We start from the raw sequence: 19,816 nt of genomic DNA, 5'->3' as shown, positions 1-19,816 counted from the left end.
CAGGTGTATTACAGAAATAAGAAAGGGAACGTCTATATCGGACGTTCCCTTTTTTGTCAGGAAAAGTATTACCATTTTAATGATTCGCTGTAAAAAATGGTGCATACTTAGGGTAAGAACAGGATTTCTTCCTGTTTTTACTTTTTCTTTAAACGCCTGATCAGTTCATCTTCAGGCGTTACATAAACGGTTTCCTGCTGCTCATAAATCACATATCCAGGCTTTGACCCGTTCGGTTTTTTTACATGGCGGATTTTCGTGAAATCAACTGGCACGGAGCTTGAGGCGCGTGCTTTGCTGAAGTAAGCTGCGATCGCTGCAGCTTCCAGAATGGTTTTTTCTTCCGGCTCTTTATCGCGGATAACCACATGGGAGCCCGGTATATCTTTTGTATGCAGCCAGATTTCATCTCTGCCTGCCACTTTATTCGTGAGGTAATCATTTTGTTTATTATTTTTTCCGACCAGAATGAGCGTGCCGTCTGAAGACATGTATTCTTCAAGAACCGGTTTAACCGGCTTTTGTTTTTTCTTGTTATTTTTTTTAGCTTTCAGATAGCCTTCTTCTGCAAGTTCTTCGCGCATCTCTTCAAGGTCTGAAGGTGATGCGGAGTCGAGCTGCTGAATGAGCTGGTCAAAGTAAACTATCTCTTTTTCTGCAAGACTGATCTGCTCCTTGACAATATCCACTGAATTTTTAGCCTTCTGGTATTTCGTAAAGTACCGCTGGGCATTTTCAGATGGTGATTTTCGCGGATCGAGTGGAATGGTAATCTGAGGAGCAGCCTCTTCATAATAATTCAGAACCTCTATTTCTTTCATTCCCTTTTTAATCCCGTAAATGTTTGCTGTGACGAGTTCACCAAGCAGCTTGTATTTTTCAGCTTCTGCAGCCTGATCAAGTGTTTTAGCGAGCTTTTTTATTTTCAGCTCATTTTTTTCTTTTTCGTTTTTAATAAACCGCTCAAGGTCATGCCCCTGCTGTCTGACACGGTCGCGTTCAGCTTTGCCGAAATAATACCGGTCGAGGAGCTGACCGAGTGTGTCAAACGAGTCAGATGATTTGTCCTTCAAATGGTTAAGTGGTATCAGATAGAAATAATCTTTTCCATCAGCATGCATGAAAGCAGGATGATATTGATGTGAGCGAAATGCTTCAATGACTTCGCTGAATGCTTTATATAATCCTTCACGTGTCGCAAGACCTGCGCGATGTGTCACTTCTTTTGCAAGTATAGGGGAGAAGCCTGAGAACTGCTGAACAATCTGTTGATCTAGGCGTCCTGAGTTCCAGTCAAGTGCCCGTAGGAACTGATCCTCCGTTACGTCAAACGGATTCAGCTTTCCCTGCCCAGGTGGCCATTGGAGAGGAGATCCTGGCATGATCGTTCTCGCGCGGTTAACGGATGGGTTTAAATGCTTAATGCTGTCTAGAATCATGTTCCGTTCCTTATCAACGAGAATAATGTTGGAGTGACGTCCCATGATCTCGACAATCAGTTGTTTATAGGAGACATCCCCGATTTCGTTCCGTCCTTTTACTTCTATTAGAATAATTCGCTCCATTTCTTTTTGTTCAATCGATTCAATAATCGATCCCTCAAGGTGCTTCCGTAGCAGCATGCAAAACATTGGAGGTGTCGCAGGGTTGTCGTATTGCTCTTCTGTCAGCTGAATACGTGAATAAGAAGGGTGAGCGGATAATAATAATTTATGATTTTTTCCTTTAGCACGAATGACAAATATCAGTTCGTTTTCATACGGCTGATGGATCCGGCTGATTCTTCCTCCATCTAGCTTTTCTTTTAATTCGTGAGCAGTTGCCCTCGTAAACATTCCGTCAAAAGACATTGTAATCCCTCTTTTCACTTTCTCGTGTTTCCGTTTCATCTTATCATCTTTTTCCTGCTGCTGTATGCTATAATGAATAACATCTATTTCGAATAAGCAGGTGAACGGCATTATGGTAACAAGTATGACCGGATTTGGACGCGGAACAGCCGGGCATGACAGCCTGGAAGTAACAGTTGAAATTAAATCAGTCAATCACCGCTTTCAGGAATGTTCTGTAAAGATCCCGCGACTGTATTCGGGAATTGAGGATCGGATTAAAAAAATGATTGGCTCCACCATCAAACGCGGAAAAGTGGACGTCTATGTCTCTTTCGAAGGGTTAAGAAGCGGTAGCCACGAATTGTCGGTAGACTGGGCGCTGTTGGATTCTTTTGCAGCTTTTGCAGAAGAGGCGAAAAAAAGGTACAATCTTCAGGATGAACTTAAGCTCGAGCATTTATTTCAGCAATCGGAGCTGTTTTCAGTTACCGAAAAAAAAGAATCGGTGAATGAAACGGAAGACATTATTCTGCAGGCAGCTGCACAAGCATCTGCAAAGCTTTCTGTGATGAGACAAAATGAGGGAAAAGAACTTGAAAAGGATTTGCGTTTTCAAGTACAATCATTAAGGCAAATTGCAGATGAAGCAAAAAATAAATGTCCTGCTGTTTCCCGGAAGTATAAGGATCGCCTTGAGAAAAAAATGCGTGAATATACGAACGGTGAAATAGACGAAAGTAAGCTGCTTACAGAAGTAGCTGTTTTTTCTGAGAAGGCGGATATGACAGAGGAGTTCACCAGGCTGATCAGTCATCTATCTCAGTTTGAGCAGGCGCTTGAAAAACATGAACCGATTGGCAGACGGCTGGATTTTCTGACCCAGGAAATGAACCGTGAAATCAATACGATCGGATCAAAAGCGAATGATGAAACCATTGCCTCTGCAGTGATAGAAATGAAATCAACGCTTGAGAAAATCCGTGAACAGGTACAAAATATCGAATAACTTTGGATGAAGGCAGAGGGGTGTCATGGATGTCAATTAAACTAATTAATATCGGGTTTGGAAACATCGTATCAGCAAATCGCATCATCACCATTATCAGTCCGGAATCTGCTCCGGTTAAAAGGCTGATTCAGGATGCCCGCGAACGCGGTACGCTGATCGATGCTACGTATGGCAGACGGACAAGAGCGGTTATGATTATGGATAGTGACCACGTGATCCTTGTTGCGGTTCAGCCTGAAACAGTGGCATCCCGGTTTACAGATAAAGATGATAGTCAGGAAGAAGGGTAATACATGATTAGAGAAAAGGGACTCCTGATCGTTTTGTCAGGTCCATCTGGTGTTGGGAAAGGAACGGTTCGCAAAGAATTGTTTTCACAGGAAAATACGGCATATGAATATTCGGTTTCCATGACGACTAGACTTCCAAGAGAAGGCGAAGTCGATGGAAAGGACTACTTCTTTAAATCAAGAGAAGAATTCGAGTTACTTATTGAACAGGATAAGCTCCTCGAATATGCAGAATACGTAGGCAACTACTACGGTACACCGGTTGATTATGTGCGTGAAACGATCAACAATGGTAAAGATGTATTTCTTGAAATTGAAGTGGAAGGTGCAAAGCAGATCCGGGATAAGTTTCCGGAAGGGCTTTTTATCTTTTTAGCTCCGCCAAGTCTTTCAGAATTACAAAATCGTCTTGTTACGAGAGGAACGGAAACGGATGATGTCATTCAAAACCGTGTGGCAGCTGCTAAAAGAGAGCTTGAAATGATGAATCTATATGATTACGTTGTTGAGAATGACAAGGTTGAACTTGCCTGCGAGCGTATTGATGCGATTGTGATGGCAGAGCACCTGAAAAGAGAACGGGTAGAAGCCCGCTATAAAAAAATGCTGGAGGTAGAATAATATGTTGTATCCATCATCTGATGCGTTAAGAAAAAACATTGATTCAAAGTATTCATTAGTAAGTGTGGCGGCAAAACGCGCACGTAACATGCAGGAAAAAGGAGATCAGGGTACGCTTGATTCTTATCATTCTGTAAAGTTTGTCGGTCAGGCACTTGAGGAAATTGCTGCAGGTCATCTTGTCATGAAGACGCCGCAGGAAGGAATTGAATACGAGGACGAAAAATAAAAACAACCACTCCGGTTGTTTTTTTGTTGGACCGGGCAATTTTGAATAAGGAGATGTCACAGCGTGTATTCTTCTGTTGAAAGTTGTCCGTATGAAGTGAAATCTTTTACTGTTTCCTTCATAATGGGTGTATCAGAAAAAATAGGGAGATGGGCACGTTGAATTCGAAAAATATTCTTCTCTGTGTAACAGGTGGAATTGCAGTATATAAAGCAGTAGCGCTGACAAGCAAGTTAAGTCAGGCGGGGTTTAATGTGAAAGTGATCATGACTGATAGTGCCATGGAGTTTGTCACGCCGCTCACGTTTCAGGCCATGTCCCGCAATGATGTGTTTTATGACACCTTCGATGAAAAAGACTCTTCTAAAATCGCCCATATCGACCTTGCAGATTGGGCTGACCTTGTCCTTATTGCACCGGCAACAGCAAATGTCCTTGGAAAGCTTGCAAACGGAATTGCTGATGATATGGTAACGACCACGCTGCTTGCAACTACAGCTGAAGTATGGGCTGCGCCTGCGATGAATGTACATATGTATGATCATCCTGCAGTGAAAAAGAATATCCAGACACTTCATGAGATGGGCGTCCGGTTTATTGAACCGTCAGAAGGCTTTTTAGCATGCGGATACGTTGGAAAAGGGAGACTTGAGGAGCCTGAAAAAATCACCGACTTAGTGATCAGCCGTTTTTCTAAAAGTCAATCCGGGCCGCTTGCAGGGAAAAAAGTAGTCATTACGGCAGGACCAACGAGGGAACAGCTTGACCCCGTCCGGTTTTTTACCAACCATTCATCCGGTAAAATGGGATATGCCATCGCAGCGAAAGCCGCTGAAGCGGGAGCGGATGTTACGCTCGTATCCGGTCCGGTAAACCTGACACCTCCCGCAGGAGTAACAGTTGTGAATGTCATAACAGCACAGGAAATGTATGAAGCGGTTGTCAGCCGTTTTGATGACAGTCATATTGTCATCAAAAGTGCAGCTGTAGCGGATTACCGTCCTGTTTTCACCAGCGACAGGAAAATGAAAAAACAGGATGGAACGCTGACGGTTGAGTTTGAGCGCACAAAAGACATCCTGAAAACACTCGGTGAACGGAAAAAAGATCAGATTTTAATCGGCTTTGCAGCAGAAACGGACAACCTTGAGGAATATGCAAAAAAGAAGCTGACAGTAAAAAATGCTGACCTGATAGTCGGAAACGATATTACAGCAGAAGGTGCAGGCTTCGGGACGGAAACGAATATCGTAACGATCTTTCATCGGAACGGTGAGATGCAGCCACTGCCCCTACAGTCCAAGTCCGATGTTGCAGATGCATTGATCGCAGAAATCACCAGATTGATAAAGGAACATCAGGAATGATCGCATCTGTCATCGTTGATGTACCTGCAAAGCAGACGGACCGCGCGTTTGACTATTTAATTCCTGAACATCTGGAATCTGTTGTCCAAAAAGGAATGCGCGTTGTTGTGCCTTTTGGTCCGAGGAAAATTCAGGGGTTTGTACTGGATGTGAAGGAGAGATCATCGTTCGACCAGTTAAAAAAGATCGAAGAGGCTGTTGACATTATTCCGGTATTAAACGATGAACTGCTTTCTCTATCTGACTGGATGACAAAAGAGACGATGTGCTATAGAATCTCCGCACTTCAGGTTATGCTGCCGGCTGCCATGAAGGCAAAATATGATAAGGTATTTGTCCCGCTGACCGACTTGAATAGTCTTCCGGAGGCATTGCAGTCACACTTCCATAGGGAAAACCCTTTGCCGTGGAAAACGGCTTTAACAAATGGATTATTAAAAGATCTGCAAAAGCTTGTCAGTGAAGGAAAGTCTGAGTTGAAATACCTTGTTAAAAGAAAAGGTACCATTAAAAAAGAACGTATTTTTAAGCTGGCACAAAATAGTGAAGCCATCATTGCAGCTCTTTCCAAAAATGCTGAACGGCAGAGAAAAGTGATTGAATCGCTGCGTGCTGAAGGTGGCACAATGACCTCTGCAGCGCTCCAGGAAGCGTCCGGAGCAACAGCCGCTACGTTAAAATCGCTGGTTGATAAGGGATACCTCCTGGAGGAACACGTGGAAGCCTATCGTGATCCGTTTGAGCACAGGGAATTTGAACGGACCGGTCATTTTCAGCTGACAGATGATCAAAAGCAGGCGATCAAACCGATTCTAGAAACGGTTAACAGCTACCAGCAGCGAACGTTTCTGTTACATGGTGTGACAGGGAGCGGGAAAACTGAAATTTATCTTCAGACGATTGACCAGGTGTTAAAGCAGGGGAGGCAGGCCATTATGCTCGTGCCTGAAATCTCTCTGACACCTCAGATGGTTCAGCGCTTCAAAGGAAGGTTTGGGGACCAGGTTGCCGTGATGCACAGCGGCCTCTCACAAGGTGAAAAGTACGATGAGTGGAGAAAAATACATCGTGGTGAAGTGAACGTGGTCGTAGGTGCTCGGTCTGCTATTTTTGCACCTTTTGAAAAAATCGGTGTCATCATTATTGATGAAGAGCATGAAACGAGCTATAAACAGGAGGATGCGCCGAGATATCATGCAAGGGATGTGGCGATTGAGCGGAGTATACGTCATGATTGCCCGGTTATTTTAGGCAGTGCAACACCTTCTCTTGAAAGCTTTGCCAGAGCACAAAAAGGGAACTATGAGCTGTTAAAGCTTCAATACCGGATGAATAAACAGGAGATGCCTGAGGTACAGGTTGTGGATATGCGTGAAGAGTTGCGTGATGGGAACCGTTCCATGTTTTCAAGAGAGCTCCTCGCTAAAATAGAGGAGAGACTTGAAAAAAAAGAGCAGGTTGTCCTCTTTTTGAACCGCAGAGGACACTCTTCATTTATTATGTGCAGAGATTGCGGAACTGTTATGCAATGTCCGCATTGCGAGGTATCACTGACCTATCACCGGTTTAAGGAATCAATGAAATGTCATTACTGTGGACATGAAGAACATGTGCCGGAGATTTGTCCGGAGTGTACGAGTGAGCATATCCGTTATTTCGGAACAGGTACTCAAAAAGTGGAAGAGGAGCTTGTTAAGCTGCTGCCACAGGCCAGAACGATCCGGATGGACGTGGACACAACCTCACGGAAAGGTTCCCATGAAAAACTGCTTGATGCATTCGGACGCGGAGAGGCGGATATTCTGCTCGGAACCCAAATGATTGCGAAAGGGCTTGATTTTCCAAACATCACGCTTGTTGGCGTTCTCAGCGCGGACACGATGCTTCATTTACCGGATTTCAGAGCTTCCGAAAAAACGTTTCAGCTGCTGACTCAGGTAAGCGGTCGTGCAGGAAGACATGAAAAGCCTGGTGAGGTTGTGATTCAGACGTATACACCTGAGCATTTTTCCATAGAACTTGCCAAATCACAGAATTTTGAATGGTTTTATCAAAAAGAGATGGTGATGCGTAAAATTGCGCAATACCCGCCTTTTTATTACTTATCACTGATTACACTGAGCCATGAAAATGTCAATAAAGTGGCCGCTGTCTGCAGTGAGATTGCGGGAATCTTAGAAAGAAACCTGTCTAACCAGGCAATTGTGCTTGGCCCTGTTGCCTCACCTATTGCCCGGATACAAAACAAATACCGTTATCAATGTATTGTGAAATATAAAAATGAACCGGAGCTGAAACCGCTTTTGAAAAAAATCATGGATCAGTACGCATCATCAGGGAAAGATGCTGTGACGATTCAGATTGATGTTCAGCCATACATGATGATGTAAATGATGGAGGATTTTACTTTGACTGAATTAAAGATTGTTACATCTCCTGATGAGAGACTGGAAACGAAATGTGAAGAAGTAACGGAGTTTAACCAGGAGCTACATGATTTTCTGGATGACCTTTTTGATTTGATGATGGAGCATGACGGGATCGGTATTGCTGCTCCTCAGGCAGGCGTGCTGAAGCAGGCTGCGATCGTCTATCTCGATGATGAATCAGGCATTATTGAAATGATGAATCCGAAAATTGACGTGCTTTCCGGGGAGGAAACGGAAGTTGAGGGATGCTTAAGCTTCCCGGGCATTTTCGGTGAAGTGAAAAGACCGGATAAAATCAGACTGACTGCACAGGACCGTCACGGCAAAGAGTTCACGCTTGAAGCAGATGGCTATTTGTCTCGTGCGATTCAGCACGAAGCAGATCATCTTGAAGGTGTATTATTCACTTCAAAAGTCATTAAATATGTAAAAGAAGAAGAACTGGAAGGATATGAGGAAGAATGACATCAGTTATTTTTATGGGAACGCCTGAATTTTCCGTTCCGGTTTTAGAACAGATTATAAAAGATGGATACCATGTAAAAGCGGTTGTAACACAGCCGGACCGCCCTGTAGGACGCAAAAGAATACTGACTCCACCACCTGTGAAGAAGGCAGCGCTGGAGCACGATATCCCTGTTATTCAGCCTGAAAAGCTGAAGGGATCACAGGAGCTGGCAGATATTATTGCCTTACAGCCGGATTTGATTATAACAGCTGCTTTTGGTCAACTGCTGCCGAATGAACTTCTTGAAGCACCTCCTCTCGGCTGCATCAATGTACATGCATCTCTCTTACCTGATCTCAGAGGTGGTGCGCCGATTCATCATGCGATTATCAGAGGATATAAAGAGACTGGTATTACGATTATGCATATGGCAGAAAAGCTGGATGCGGGAGATATGATCAGTCAGAAGAAAGTTGAAATCACAGACGCAGATCATGTTGGCACGCTGCATGACAAACTGAGTGCGGCGGGCGCGGCGCTTCTTTCGGAAACACTGCCTCTGATCGTGGAAGGAAAAGCGGAAAGAGTGCCACAGGATCATGAAAAAGCAACTTTTGCGTGGAATATTAAAAGAGAAGAAGAACTGATTGACTGGAATCGATCAGGACGTGAAATTTTTAATCAGATTCGCGGACTTTACCCATGGCCTGTTGCCTATACTGTATTTAGAGATAAAACAATGAAAGTGTTGAGTGCAGAGCTTGTTAAAGGAAATGGGAAGCCGGGTGAAGTCATTGCGGTTTCAGCCGAAGGCATCACTTTTGCTTCAGCTAATGAAGAAGCCATTCTGGTCACAGAGCTGCAGCCGTCCGGTAAGAAAAAAATGAGCGCAGCGGATTTTCTGAGAGGATCTGAAGTCAAAATTGGGGAGAAGGCTGGTAAAGATGAGTAAACACGCAACGAGAGAAGCCGCTCTTCATATCCTCGATCAGATTGATAAAAATCAGTCCTACAGTAACCTTCTGCTAAACCACGCGATAAAAAAGTTCGCCATTAATCCGAAAGATACAGGACTGTTAACAGAAGTTACGTACGGTACGATCCAGCGGAAAATGACGCTTGACTATTACCTGGAACCATTTCTTAAGAAGAAAGTGGAGGGGTGGGTACGCAATCTTCTTCGTCTCAGCCTGTATCAGATGCTGTACCTCGACAGGGTGCCTGAGCGGGCGGCCATTCATGAAGCAGTGGAAATCGCTAAGAAAAAAGGACACAAAGGTATTTCCGGAATGGTAAATGGTGTGCTCAGGTCCATTCAGCGTGAAGGGGTCAGAAGCATTGAAGACATTCAAGATCCCCTAGAACGGTTAGCCATTGAAACGAGTCACCCGATATGGCTTGTTGCGCGCTGGACAGAGCAGTTCGGGCATGAAAAAACACGTGCCATGTGTGAAAAAAATCTTCTGGCACCTGTTCAGACTGCGAGAGTAAATTTGACCAGACTGACCCGGGAAGAGGCAATCGAAAACCTCGCAAAAGAAGGAATTGAAGCGGAAAAGAGCGAAATAGCACTTGCAGGCATTCAGGTAAAACGGGGGAATATTGCACATACTGACTCATATAAACGTGGGGAGCTATCCGTTCAGGATGAAAGTTCTATGCTTGTAGCAGAAGCATTGGATCCTGTATCAGGTGAGATAATTCTTGATATGTGTGCTGCTCCCGGCGGGAAATCTGCCCATATTGCTGAAAAGATGAATAATCAGGGTCGTCTCATTTCACTGGACCTTCATGAACATAAAGTCAAACTGATTAATGAGGCGGCTGCAAGATTGGGTCTTTCTATCATTGAAACCCATGCACTTGACGGGCGAAAGCTTCAGGAGAAATTTCCTGATCTTACATTTGACCGGATCCTTGTAGATGCTCCGTGCAGCGGGCTCGGTGTGATGAGAAAGAAACCGGATATCAAATACGCCAAATCAGAACAGGATCTCAATGCGCTTTCAAAAATCCAGCTTGAACTGCTTGATGCTGCTGTCAATAGCCTGAAAAAAGGTGGCACACTTGTCTACAGTACTTGTACGGTTGATCGCTCGGAGAATGAAGGGACTGTTTTGGCGTTTTTGACAAAACATCCTGAAATGGAGCTTGTCATGCCGGAATCTCTGCCGGAAGCAGTACGGAGTCTCGTGACAGATGAAATGCTGCAGATCTTCCCTCAGGACTTTGGAGGAGACGGTTTTTTTATCGCGAAATTCAGGAAAAAAGCAGCGGTTACTGACTGAGTCACTGACTGATGATACGATAATATTAACAATTTAATTGTTTTGGAACCTTGCTATATAGAGACAATGCGGTCGCTGAATCCAAGGCCGTGTAAGATCAGGGACGGGGTGGAAAATGGAAGCGATTTTTAAAAGCGACAGAGGTAAAGTACGACAGTTGAATGAAGACTCCGGTGGCATTTACCGTAAATCAGACGGGGCTTTACTGGCAGTAGTAGCTGATGGAATGGGCGGGCATCGTGCCGGTGATGTGGCCAGTAAAATGACGGTCGAAATCATATCCCGGAAGTGGCGGGCAGCTCCCTCCATACGTCGCGCGGTGGAAGCCGAAGAATGGCTGAAGCAGACCATTGAAGAAATTAACAGCAGTCTCTCAGCGTATTCCGATCTGAATGAGGAATGCAGAGGGATGGGGACAACAATTGTTGCTGCCTTGTGCACGGATGAATTTGTCACGGTAGCAAACGTAGGGGACAGCAGAGGATATCTCATTACAGAAGAGCGGGTATCCCAAATTACTGAGGATGATTCCTTTGTCAATGCGTTAGTGCAATCAGGCGAAATTTCAAAGCAGGATGCTGAACATCATCCAAAAAGAAACGTCCTGTTAAAGGCTCTTGGATCAAAGGGTTTCATCAATCCGGCTTTAAAGACTGTATCTGCAGAGGAAGGCTATACGATTCTGCTCTGCTCTGACGGTCTGTCAAATAAGGTATCGGATCAGGAAATGCTGTATTCCATTAAACAGTCCACATCCCTTGCCAAAACGGCTGAGCAGCTTATTGACCTGGCGAATGACAAGGGCGGGGAAGATAACATTACGCTGGCTGTCATTGCCTATCCGGAAGATGAAGGTGGGGATCTTGTATGATCGGAAAACGGTTAAACGATCGCTATAAAATCATCCGGACTATTGGAAGCGGCGGGATGGCAAATGTCTATCTGGCTCACGATATGATTTTAAACCGTGATGTAGCGGTCAAGATGCTGAGGCTGGATTATGTTGGCGACGGCGATATGCTGAAACGGTTTCAGCGTGAGGCCCAGTCAGCAACAAGTCTGGCGCACCCGAACATTGTCAGTATGTACGATGTCGGGGATGAAGATGACTACTATTATCTCGTCATGGAATATGTTGAAGGCATGACGCTGAAAGAATACATTAAAGAATTTTCTCCGGTTTCTTTAGAGGATGCAGTGAAGATCATGTCGCAGCTCACATCAGCGATCTCACACGCACATCACAATGGTATTATTCACCGTGATATAAAACCGCAGAACATATTGATTGACCGTGACGGTACTGTAAAAATTACGGATTTCGGTATTGCGATGGCGCTGAGCGCAACTGCGATGACTCAGACGAATTCAGTCATGGGAACGGTCCACTACCTTTCTCCGGAACAGGCAAGAGGTGGCACAGCATCGAAAAAGTCAGATATTTATTCACTCGGTATCGTTATGTACGAACTGATTACCGGCCGCCTTCCATTTGAAGGTGAGTCTGCGATTTCAATTGCGCTGAAGCATTTGCAGTCTGAGCTGCCACATCCGTCATCCTATATTACAGATCTTCCTCAGAGTGTGGAGAATGTCATACTGAAATCAACTGCTAAGGATGAATTTTACCGATACCGCAGTGCTGATGAAATGTACGATGATTTGAAAACCGTGCTTGATATCAGCAGGGAAAATGAGCCGATGTTTACGGTAGAGCCCGACCTTGACGCGACAATGGCAATCCCTGCAATTAAAAACAGGCTTCCGCTAGAAGAAATACAGCATACAAAACCGGTAGAAGCCCAGAAAACGGTCGTAAGTCCACCTGTTAAAGATAAAGAAAAGAAGAAACGCAGAAAATGGCCGTGGATCACGGCACTTGTCATCCTGTTTTTACTCGGGACAGCAGGTGTCATGGCCGCGATGGGTATGTTTGGTCCTGAAAGAATTCAGGTACCGGATGTAGTAGGTGAGGCACTGGAAGATGCAGAAACAATTATTGAAGAAAGCGGTCTGACAGTTGGTGAAATCACCTATGAATCAAATGATGAAGTACCTGAGGAAACCGTTTTAAGGAGTTCGCCAAAAGCGACCCGGACACTCGAGTCAGGTGAACCGGTTAATCTTGTAGTGAGCAGCGGAAAAGAATCCGTTGAAGTGGACGGTTATATTGGCAGGAACTTCGATAATACCGAACAACTGATCCGTGATGCAGGCTTTGAAAATATTGTTGAGGAAGAAGAGTATAATGATGCGCCTGCAGGAACGATCATTGATCAGGATCCTGAGGAAGGCGATATGGTTATACCGAGTGAAACAGAGTTTACTGTGACGATCAGCATGGGACCACAAATGTCCGGAGTACCCGACCTGACCGGTTTAACGGAAGAAGAGCTGCAGGCATTTGAAGAAGAAAGCGGTTTAACGGTCTCGGTAACAAGGGAAGAGTACTCTGATGAGATTGCAGCAGGAGGCGTCATTTCACAAAATCCTGAACCGGGAACAGAGCTTGCCGTCGGCGGTCAGGTGACCGTTGTCGTATCACGGGGGGCTGAACCTGCACTTGTAAATAATGTCGTTGTGCCTGTTGTGATCGAGTATGCGCAGCCAGAGGAACCGGCAGAGGGAGAAGATCCTCCAGAGGTGCCTGGTGATCCTGAGCCGCAAACGATTACAATCTACATTGCAGACAGAGATCGTACGATGGACGAGCCTTCAGAAGAGTTTACCATCACAGAGACGGTTGAAAGGTCTTTAAGGCTTGTCATAGAGCAGGGACAGACCGGATCTTACCGGATTGAACGTAATGGTGAAGTGATTTTGGAAGATTCAATTTCCTATGAAGAAAACCAGTAAAAAGGAGCGTGTGTATGCCAGAAGGTAAAATCATGAAAGCGCTGAGCGGCTTTTATTATGTTAAGGATGAAGAAAGGGTCATTCAGTGTAGAGGACGAGGCGTTTTTCGTAAGCAGAAACTGACACCGCTTGTAGGTGATTATGTTGAATATCAGGCTGAAAATGACCAGGAAGGCTATATCCTTGATCTGAAATCGAGAAAAAATGAACTCGTCCGGCCGCCTATTGCAAACATTGATCAGGCAGTTCTCGTATTTTCAGCTATTGAACCTGATTTCAGCACTTCACTGCTTGACCGGTTCCTTGTGCTCGTTGAAAGTCATGACATTGATCCGGTGATTTGTATCTCGAAGATGGATCTGTTAAACGACGAACAGACAGAAAGAATTAACCGGTTTGCAGAGGATTACCGAAAGATCGGCTATCCGGTCATTTTATCCTCAGCTAAATGGGAGGATGGAATGGATCAGTTGAAGCCCTGGCTTGAGGATCAGGTAACGGTTTTTGCGGGTCAGTCAGGTGTCGGAAAATCATCCATTTTGAATGCGCTGAACCCTGCTCTTGAGCTGAAGACAGATGCCATCTCAAATTCTCTTGGAAGAGGAAAACATACGACTAGACACGTAGAATTAATCGGAATCGGAAGCGGGTTTGTAGCGGATACGCCGGGTTTTAGTGCACTTGAATTTACTGAACTCGAAGTAGACCAGCTGCCGCTTTGTTTCCCCGAAATGGTGAAAGCTTCTGATGACTGCAAGTTCAGAGGGTGTCTGCATCTGAATGAACCAAAGTGTGCAGTAAAGGAATACGTGGATAAAGGTGAAATAAAGGAATATCGATATCAGCATTACCAGCAGTTTCATGAGGAAATTAAATCAAGAAAGCCGAGGTACTGAAATTATGGTGAAGATTGCACCTTCCATTCTATCAGCTGATTTTTCAAGACTGGGAGAGGAAGTAAAAGCAGTAGAAAAAGCAGGAGCTGACTACATTCATATTGATGTAATGGATGGCATGTTTGTTCCGAACATTTCCTTTGGATCACTGATCGTAGAGGCTGTCCGTCCGGTTACAGCTATGACACTGGACGTTCATCTGATGATTGAACAGCCAGAACGTTATGTGGAGGAATTTGCACGGGCTGGAGCAGATATTATTTCTGTTCATGTTGAAGCAACAAAACATTTGCATCGCACGCTTCAAATGATTAAAAACGCGGGTGTAAAACCTGGCGTTGTGATTAACCCGCATACGCCGGTTGAATCCATCAGGCATATCCTTGCTGAAGTCGACCTTGTACTTGTCATGACTGTCAATCCCGGCTTTGGTGGACAGGCATTTATACCCGAAGCATTGTCGAAGGTCAGAGAATTAAAGACACTGAGGGAAAACCATCAATTCACATATGAAATTGAAGTAGATGGTGGAATTAACGATCAGACTATCCAGTCAGCCGTTGAAGCAGGTGTGGATGTGGCAGTAGCCGGTTCATACATTTACGGAAGTGAAAACAAAGAAGAGGCCATCAATAAGTTAAAAAGATCAGCAAAATAAATGAAAAGCCGCCTAAGGGCGGCTTTTCGCATAATAGCGAATAACAATATTATTATTATGTTAACCGAGGTGAATCAGATGATCGTTTTAACAGGAGGGTCAGAAATATCCAAAGAGCTTATCCACTCCTTTAGCCATCCAAGGACAAGGTGGGCTGGTATTGATCGGGGCACAGTCAATCTGCTAAATGAAGGAATCACACCGGAAGCAGCATTTGGTGATTTTGACTCTGTCACCCAACAAGAGTGGAACCTGATTGAAAAAACAGTCAATCGGATTGACAGAGCTAATCCTGAGAAAAATATGACGGATATGGAAATGGCCCTGGAATGGGCGCTGGATCAACAGGAGGATATCGTGATGATTGGCGTAACAGGTGGAAGGCTTGATCATTTTTTTGGAAACATTCAGCTCCTTCTTCACGACAAAGTCAGGAAATATCAAAAGTCAGTAAAAATAATGGATGATCAAAATCTGATTTCAATCCATGATCCGGGGGAAATCCTGATTGACAATGACCATGCTTACCGCTACATATCCGTTATTCCATTCAGCGCTTCAATCGAAGGTCTGACATTAATAGGCGTTAAATATCCACTCAAAGACCATAGAGCCGTTTACGGAAGCACCTTAACAATCAGCAACGAAATAATTGAAGATCACGCGTCTATTTCTTTTCAAAGCGGCATATTAATGATCGTAAGAAGTAAAGATCAATGAAGCGGAGGGATCTGCATGCGGTTCTACTCAATTAAGCTGCCACGGATGCTCGGAGGAATGGTAAGAGGTTTCTTAAGCCTCATTAAAAAACAGGCTTAATTTTTTTGAATGATTCAACAGGTTTGAAAAATGTTTGTGCCATCCTTAGGCTGCCTTTTTACAGACAAATGCAAAATGTAGGGTAGCAAAGTCTTAGCAATATAAAAGTGGCGGTCATCGAATAAACATAGGGCCTGATTTTCCCCGAAGACTCCGATGGCGGAAAAGGACAGTTGAACCCGCTGTGCGAAGCACAGCGGGTTCAACGCCCGGCCATAAAAAAGCGGTGACGACTCGTTCAGCTTCGCCTTATGACCTCGAGGGGCTAGTCGTCGTAGCTTGACAATGGAAAGCGAAGGGGGAAATTCCGGCCCGGTTTATAGATAAAACAACTCAAAAAAGACGAGGAGCATCTCCTCGTCTTTTTCATTCCATTTATTAAACGCGTTCTACTTTACCAGACTTCAGCGCGCGAGCTGAAACCCAAACACGCTTAGGCTTACCATCAACAAGAATACGAACCTTCTGAAGGTTTGCGCCCCATGTACGCTTGTTAGCGTTCATCGCGTGGGAACGAGCGTTACCAGTACGTGTTTTACGACCTGTTACAACACATTGTTTTGCCATTCTATTCCCCTCCTCACAAATGAAGCTGAAAACATATTCGTTTCAATCTTTCACTTAGTCAATCACACTTTATCTAATTTATCACATGTGTTTTTATTATGCAATAAAAATTAAATGATCTATCAAGTTTTTTTGCTTTACAGACAAGTAATTGCTTTTTGCTTAAATTGAGTGCCGGGGCATTCCGTAGACTCCTGCGGCAGAGGAGCGACAGGTGAGACAGCGTAATGCGGAGCATTAGCTGGCTCACCGCGCGGCCTTGGAAAAGCGGAGGCGACTCGTCCAGCCCCGACAAGCATAAGGCGAAGATGAAAAGAGGGTCGCCCTATACCCTCGTTCAGCTTTGACTTATGACCTCGAGGGGCTAGTCGCCACAGCTAGACAAAGGAAAGCGAAGGAATGCCCCGGCACGGCTCTTTGATACATATACACATTATTTACTTAGATTCTAATAAAGGGATAAAAAATGAATGAATTTCTTAATAAATGCCTGTAATCGCTGTTTATCTTTTAATCACAGCTATAGTATAGTAAAATATCTGTAGCCAAAACAGTATTTAAAGGGGGAGCAAGGTATGTCGATTGAATTAACGACTAAATATGGACAGATCGATATTTCGAATGAAGTGATCGCAATGGTTGCCGGTGGAGCGGCAATTGAATGTTATGGCATCGTCGGCATGGCGTCCAAACACCAGATCAGGGACGGGCTCACCGATATATTAAGACGTGAAAATTTTACCCGCGGCGTCATTGTGCGTCAGGATGGCGATAAAGTTTCGATTGATATGTATATTATTGTAAGCTATGGAACGAAAATTTCGGAAGTTGCTCACAACGTACAGTCATCTGTAAAATACACACTTGATAAAACTGTTGGGCTTTCAGTTGAAGCAGTCAATATTTTTGTTCAGGGAGTCAGGGTGACGAACCTGTAGAGGAGGAACGTTTTGTGAACATGAAAGAATTGGACGGTAAAAAGTTTGCAGGTATGATTTTTCAGGGGGCTGCAAATTTATCTAATAACGCAGATAAAGTCGACGCGTTAAATGTATTTCCTGTACCGGACGGTGATACAGGAACAAATATGAACTTATCCATGACCTCCGGATCCAAAGAGGTTAAAAACAATGTGGATGAACACATCGGGAAAGTAGCGGGGGCTCTTTCAAAAGGATTGCTGATGGGAGCACGCGGAAATTCAGGCGTAATTCTTTCACAGCTGTTCCGGGGATTTGGAAAATCGATTGAAAATAAAGCAACCCTTAATACAAAAGAATTTGCTGCAGCTCTGGATGCAGGTGTGGTTTCTGCTTATAAAGCGGTGATGAAGCCGGTTGAAGGAACGATCCTGACTGTTGCAAAGGATGCTGCGAAGCAGGCAGTGGAAACAGCTGAAACTGAAGAGGACTTAATCGGGCTGATGGAAGCTGTCGTAAAAGAAGCGAAAGCCTCTTTAAAACGCACACCGGATCTGCTCCCTGTTCTGAAAGAAGTTGGTGTTGTTGACAGTGGCGGCCAGGGACTTGTTCATGTATATGAAGGATTTCTTGCCGAGCTGAAGGGTGAAGAAATTCCAGACGCTCCAGTTGCACCGTCAATGGACGAGCTTGTGAGCGCAGAGCATCATATCGGGGTTCAGGGCTTTATGAACACAGAAGATATTGAATTTGGATATTGTACTGAGTTTATGGTGAAGCTTGAAGAAGATAAGGCTTCTTTTGATGAATTAACTTTCCGTGAAGAGCTAAGCGAGCTTGGTGATTCACTGCTTGTAATTTCTGATGATGAAATGGCGAAAGTACATATTCACACGGAACAGCCTGGGAAAGCACTTTCGCAGGGTCAGTTGTATGGAAGCCTGATTAAGATCAAGATTGAAAATATGCGTGAACAGCATACTGAAATCGTTGGTTCAGATCATCGGGTTGAAAAGAAAAAGCCGGCTGAAAAACAACCGTATGCGATTATTACTGTTTCCATGGGTGAAGGCATTGCCGAGTTATTCAGAAGTATCGGAGCGACAAGCGTTATTGAAGGCGGTCAGACAATGAATCCGAGTACTGAGGATATCGTGAAGGCAATTGAAGAAGCACATGCTGAAAAGGTCATTATCCTGCCTAATAACAAAAATATTATTATGGCGGCGGAACAGGCAGCTGAGGTTGTTGAAATGGATGCTGTTGTCGTGCCGTCAAAATCAGTTCCACAGGGAATGGCTGCAATTCTTGCCTTCAATCCTGCCGGTGAACTGACTGATAATAAAGAGACTATGACCGATGCGCTCGGAACCGTAAAAACCGGACAGGTTACTTTTGCGGTGAGAGACACATCCATTGATGGGATTACAATTAAAAAAGACGATCATATGGGTATTGCAGAAGGTAAAATTGTGACGTCAGGAAGCAGCCGTTTTGATACGGTGAAGGAGCTGCTCGCTCACATGATGGATGAGGACGCTGAAATTGTGACACTTCTTTACGGTGAAGATTCACCGGAGGAAGAAGTAAATGAAGTGACAGCTTACCTTGAAGAGCAATATCCTGATGCTGAAGTAGAAGTACACAATGGAAAGCAGCCGCTTTATTCATACATTGTTTCAATAGAATAGTATTCTGTTATATGCAAAACCAGTTACCGGACATGCTACAAAAGGTGAGTGGTGCATGGCGGCATCCCGCTAATCCTGACGCAGCTGAATTCTCTGTCAGGTGAGGCAGTAAGCTTGCAAGGCGCGGAGCTCACCGGGTTAAAAAAGAGGCTGGAATAACTCCATTCAGAGTGATCCCAGCCTCATTTTTTTGAAAATACCGAGGTCAGATCAGGGAGCGAAATGAGATGAAATATAAAAGCGTTTTTGATATTATCGGTCCAGTTATGATTGGTCCATCATCATCACACACAGCCGGTGCAGCAAGGATCGGGAAAATGGCACGTGAGCTTTTCGGCCGGGAACCTGAGTGGGCAACGATTTCTTTTTACGGTTCATTTGCAAAGACTTATAAAGGTCACGGGACAGATGTGGCGATTATTGGTGGAATCATGGATTTTGAGACAGATGATGAGCGGATTATTCAGGCCAGGGAAATTGCACGTGAAAAGAGAATAAGAATTAAGATACGTGAAGAAGAAGCGCTTACCGATCACCCGAACACTGCCAGAATCAGACTTGGTGATCAGAATGGTGAAATGGAGCTGGTTGGCATATCGATCGGTGGCGGTAAGATTGAAATTACCGAACTGAATGGGTTTGCACTCAGGTTAACTGGACATCATCCGGCAATTCTTGTTGTACATGAGGACCGTTTTGGTGCAGTAGCAGCCGTTTCAAAAGTGCTGGCAGAAAATAAAATTAATATCGGTTCTATGGACGTTTCAAGACAGGATGTTGGTAAAATGGCGCTGATGACGATCGAAGTCGATGAGCCGGTTGAAGACATCGTCCTTGAAAAGCTGAAAATGCTTCCAGAAGTCACGCAGGTAACGAAAATCGCTGATTAAAAAAGT

General features: G+C 44.4%; 20 protein-coding genes. 18 read left to right on the top strand and 2 right to left on the bottom strand.

Annotated features, from left to right (window positions below; genetic code table 11):
- Positions 1-137: 137 nt before the first annotated feature.
- Entirely contained in the window at positions 138-1,850 is a 1,713-nt protein-coding gene (locus tag E2491_RS01815; RefSeq protein ID WP_134371935.1) for an Rqc2 family fibronectin-binding protein, read from the bottom strand.
- A gap of 112 nt (positions 1,851-1,962) precedes the next feature.
- Between E2491_RS01815 and E2491_RS01810 the strand changes: the two genes are divergently transcribed.
- The 15 genes from E2491_RS01810 to spoVM all read left to right on the top strand — a co-directional run bounded on the left by E2491_RS01810 (position 1,963) and on the right by spoVM (position 15,742).
- Positions 1,963-2,838 carry a YicC/YloC family endoribonuclease gene (locus tag E2491_RS01810; RefSeq protein WP_134371933.1) on the top strand — a complete coding sequence of 292 codons (876 nt, stop codon included), beginning with the start codon at positions 1,963-1,965 and terminating at the stop codon, positions 2,836-2,838.
- 29 nt (positions 2,839-2,867) lie between these two features.
- On the top strand, positions 2,868-3,131 hold the full coding sequence (remA, locus tag E2491_RS01805; protein ID WP_134371931.1) for an extracellular matrix/biofilm regulator RemA: 264 nt from the start codon (positions 2,868-2,870) through the stop codon (positions 3,129-3,131).
- A 6-nt stretch (positions 3,132-3,137) separates the two neighbouring features.
- On the top strand, positions 3,138-3,752 hold the full coding sequence (gmk, locus tag E2491_RS01800; protein WP_134372272.1) for a guanylate kinase: 615 nt from the start codon (positions 3,138-3,140) through the stop codon (positions 3,750-3,752).
- 1 nt (position 3,753) lies between these two features.
- Positions 3,754-3,981 (top strand): DNA-directed RNA polymerase subunit omega, encoded by a 228-nt coding sequence (gene rpoZ, locus E2491_RS01795; protein WP_134371929.1) that lies wholly within the window; start codon positions 3,754-3,756, stop codon positions 3,979-3,981.
- Between the two features lie 158 nt (positions 3,982-4,139).
- Positions 4,140-5,348, top strand: a complete 1,209-nt coding sequence (gene coaBC, locus E2491_RS01790) for a bifunctional phosphopantothenoylcysteine decarboxylase/phosphopantothenate--cysteine ligase CoaBC (protein ID WP_244093841.1) — start codon at positions 4,140-4,142, stop codon at positions 5,346-5,348.
- Positions 5,345-7,738, top strand: a complete 2,394-nt coding sequence (gene priA, locus E2491_RS01785) for a primosomal protein N' (RefSeq protein ID WP_134371925.1) — start codon at positions 5,345-5,347, stop codon at positions 7,736-7,738. Before coaBC ends, priA begins: the two co-directional genes overlap by 4 nt.
- A 3-nt stretch (positions 7,739-7,741) precedes the next feature.
- Positions 7,742-8,242, top strand: coding sequence for a peptide deformylase (gene def, locus E2491_RS01780; RefSeq protein WP_371414445.1), 501 nt, complete (start codon positions 7,742-7,744; stop codon positions 8,240-8,242).
- On the top strand, positions 8,239-9,177 hold the full coding sequence (gene fmt / locus E2491_RS01775; RefSeq protein ID WP_134371921.1) for a methionyl-tRNA formyltransferase: 939 nt from the start codon (positions 8,239-8,241) through the stop codon (positions 9,175-9,177). Before def ends, fmt begins: the two co-directional genes overlap by 4 nt.
- A complete protein-coding gene (gene rsmB / locus E2491_RS01770) occupies positions 9,170-10,513 on the top strand; it encodes a 16S rRNA (cytosine(967)-C(5))-methyltransferase RsmB (protein WP_134371919.1) in 1,344 nt (447 codons plus the stop codon). Before fmt ends, rsmB begins: the two co-directional genes overlap by 8 nt.
- 115 nt (positions 10,514-10,628) lie before the next feature.
- A complete protein-coding gene (locus tag E2491_RS01765) occupies positions 10,629-11,384 on the top strand; it encodes a Stp1/IreP family PP2C-type Ser/Thr phosphatase (RefSeq protein WP_134371917.1) in 756 nt (251 codons plus the stop codon).
- Entirely contained in the window at positions 11,381-13,369 is a 1,989-nt protein-coding gene (gene pknB / locus E2491_RS01760; RefSeq protein ID WP_134371915.1) for a Stk1 family PASTA domain-containing Ser/Thr kinase, read from the top strand. Before E2491_RS01765 ends, pknB begins: the two co-directional genes overlap by 4 nt.
- A 14-nt stretch (positions 13,370-13,383) precedes the next feature.
- Positions 13,384-14,265: a ribosome small subunit-dependent GTPase A gene (gene rsgA, locus E2491_RS01755; RefSeq protein WP_134371913.1), complete on the top strand. Its 882-nt coding sequence runs from the start codon at positions 13,384-13,386 to the stop codon at positions 14,263-14,265.
- A gap of 4 nt (positions 14,266-14,269) precedes the next feature.
- Entirely contained in the window at positions 14,270-14,923 is a 654-nt protein-coding gene (gene rpe, locus E2491_RS01750) for a ribulose-phosphate 3-epimerase (protein ID WP_208528023.1), read from the top strand.
- 78 nt (positions 14,924-15,001) lie between these two features.
- Entirely contained in the window at positions 15,002-15,643 is a 642-nt protein-coding gene (locus E2491_RS01745; RefSeq protein WP_134371911.1) for a thiamine diphosphokinase, read from the top strand.
- Positions 15,644-15,658: 15 nt separating this feature from the next.
- Positions 15,659-15,742: a stage V sporulation protein SpoVM gene (spoVM, locus tag E2491_RS17810; RefSeq protein ID WP_134372268.1), complete on the top strand. Its 84-nt coding sequence runs from the start codon at positions 15,659-15,661 to the stop codon at positions 15,740-15,742.
- Positions 15,743-16,120: 378 nt separating this feature from the next.
- Here spoVM and rpmB read toward each other — a convergent pair whose 3' ends face one another.
- Positions 16,121-16,309, bottom strand: a complete 189-nt coding sequence (rpmB, locus tag E2491_RS01735; protein WP_134371909.1) for a 50S ribosomal protein L28 — start codon at positions 16,307-16,309, stop codon at positions 16,121-16,123.
- A gap of 575 nt (positions 16,310-16,884) precedes the next feature.
- On the opposite strand from rpmB, the gene E2491_RS01730 reads away from it, so the two are divergent.
- The 3 genes from E2491_RS01730 (at position 16,885) to sdaAB (ending at position 19,810) form a co-directional block, all read left to right on the top strand.
- Positions 16,885-17,247 carry an Asp23/Gls24 family envelope stress response protein gene (locus E2491_RS01730; protein ID WP_134371907.1) on the top strand — a complete coding sequence of 121 codons (363 nt, stop codon included), beginning with the start codon at positions 16,885-16,887 and terminating at the stop codon, positions 17,245-17,247.
- A gap of 20 nt (positions 17,248-17,267) precedes the next feature.
- On the top strand, positions 17,268-18,920 hold the full coding sequence (locus tag E2491_RS01725; RefSeq protein ID WP_134372266.1) for a DAK2 domain-containing protein: 1,653 nt from the start codon (positions 17,268-17,270) through the stop codon (positions 18,918-18,920).
- A 227-nt stretch (positions 18,921-19,147) separates the two neighbouring features.
- The gene (gene sdaAB, locus E2491_RS01720; protein WP_134371905.1) at positions 19,148-19,810 is read left to right on the top strand and encodes an L-serine ammonia-lyase, iron-sulfur-dependent subunit beta; all 663 of its coding nucleotides are present in this window, start codon (positions 19,148-19,150) and stop codon (positions 19,808-19,810) included.
- The last annotated feature ends 6 nt before the right edge of the window (positions 19,811-19,816 follow it).

The sequence above is a fragment of the Jeotgalibacillus sp. R-1-5s-1 genome (genome assembly GCF_004405105.1).
Lineage (GTDB): Bacteria > Bacillota > Bacilli > Bacillales > Jeotgalibacillaceae > Jeotgalibacillus.
The sequence above is the reverse complement of the archived record's forward strand: the minus strand, read 5'-3'. Positions and strand labels throughout refer to the sequence as shown.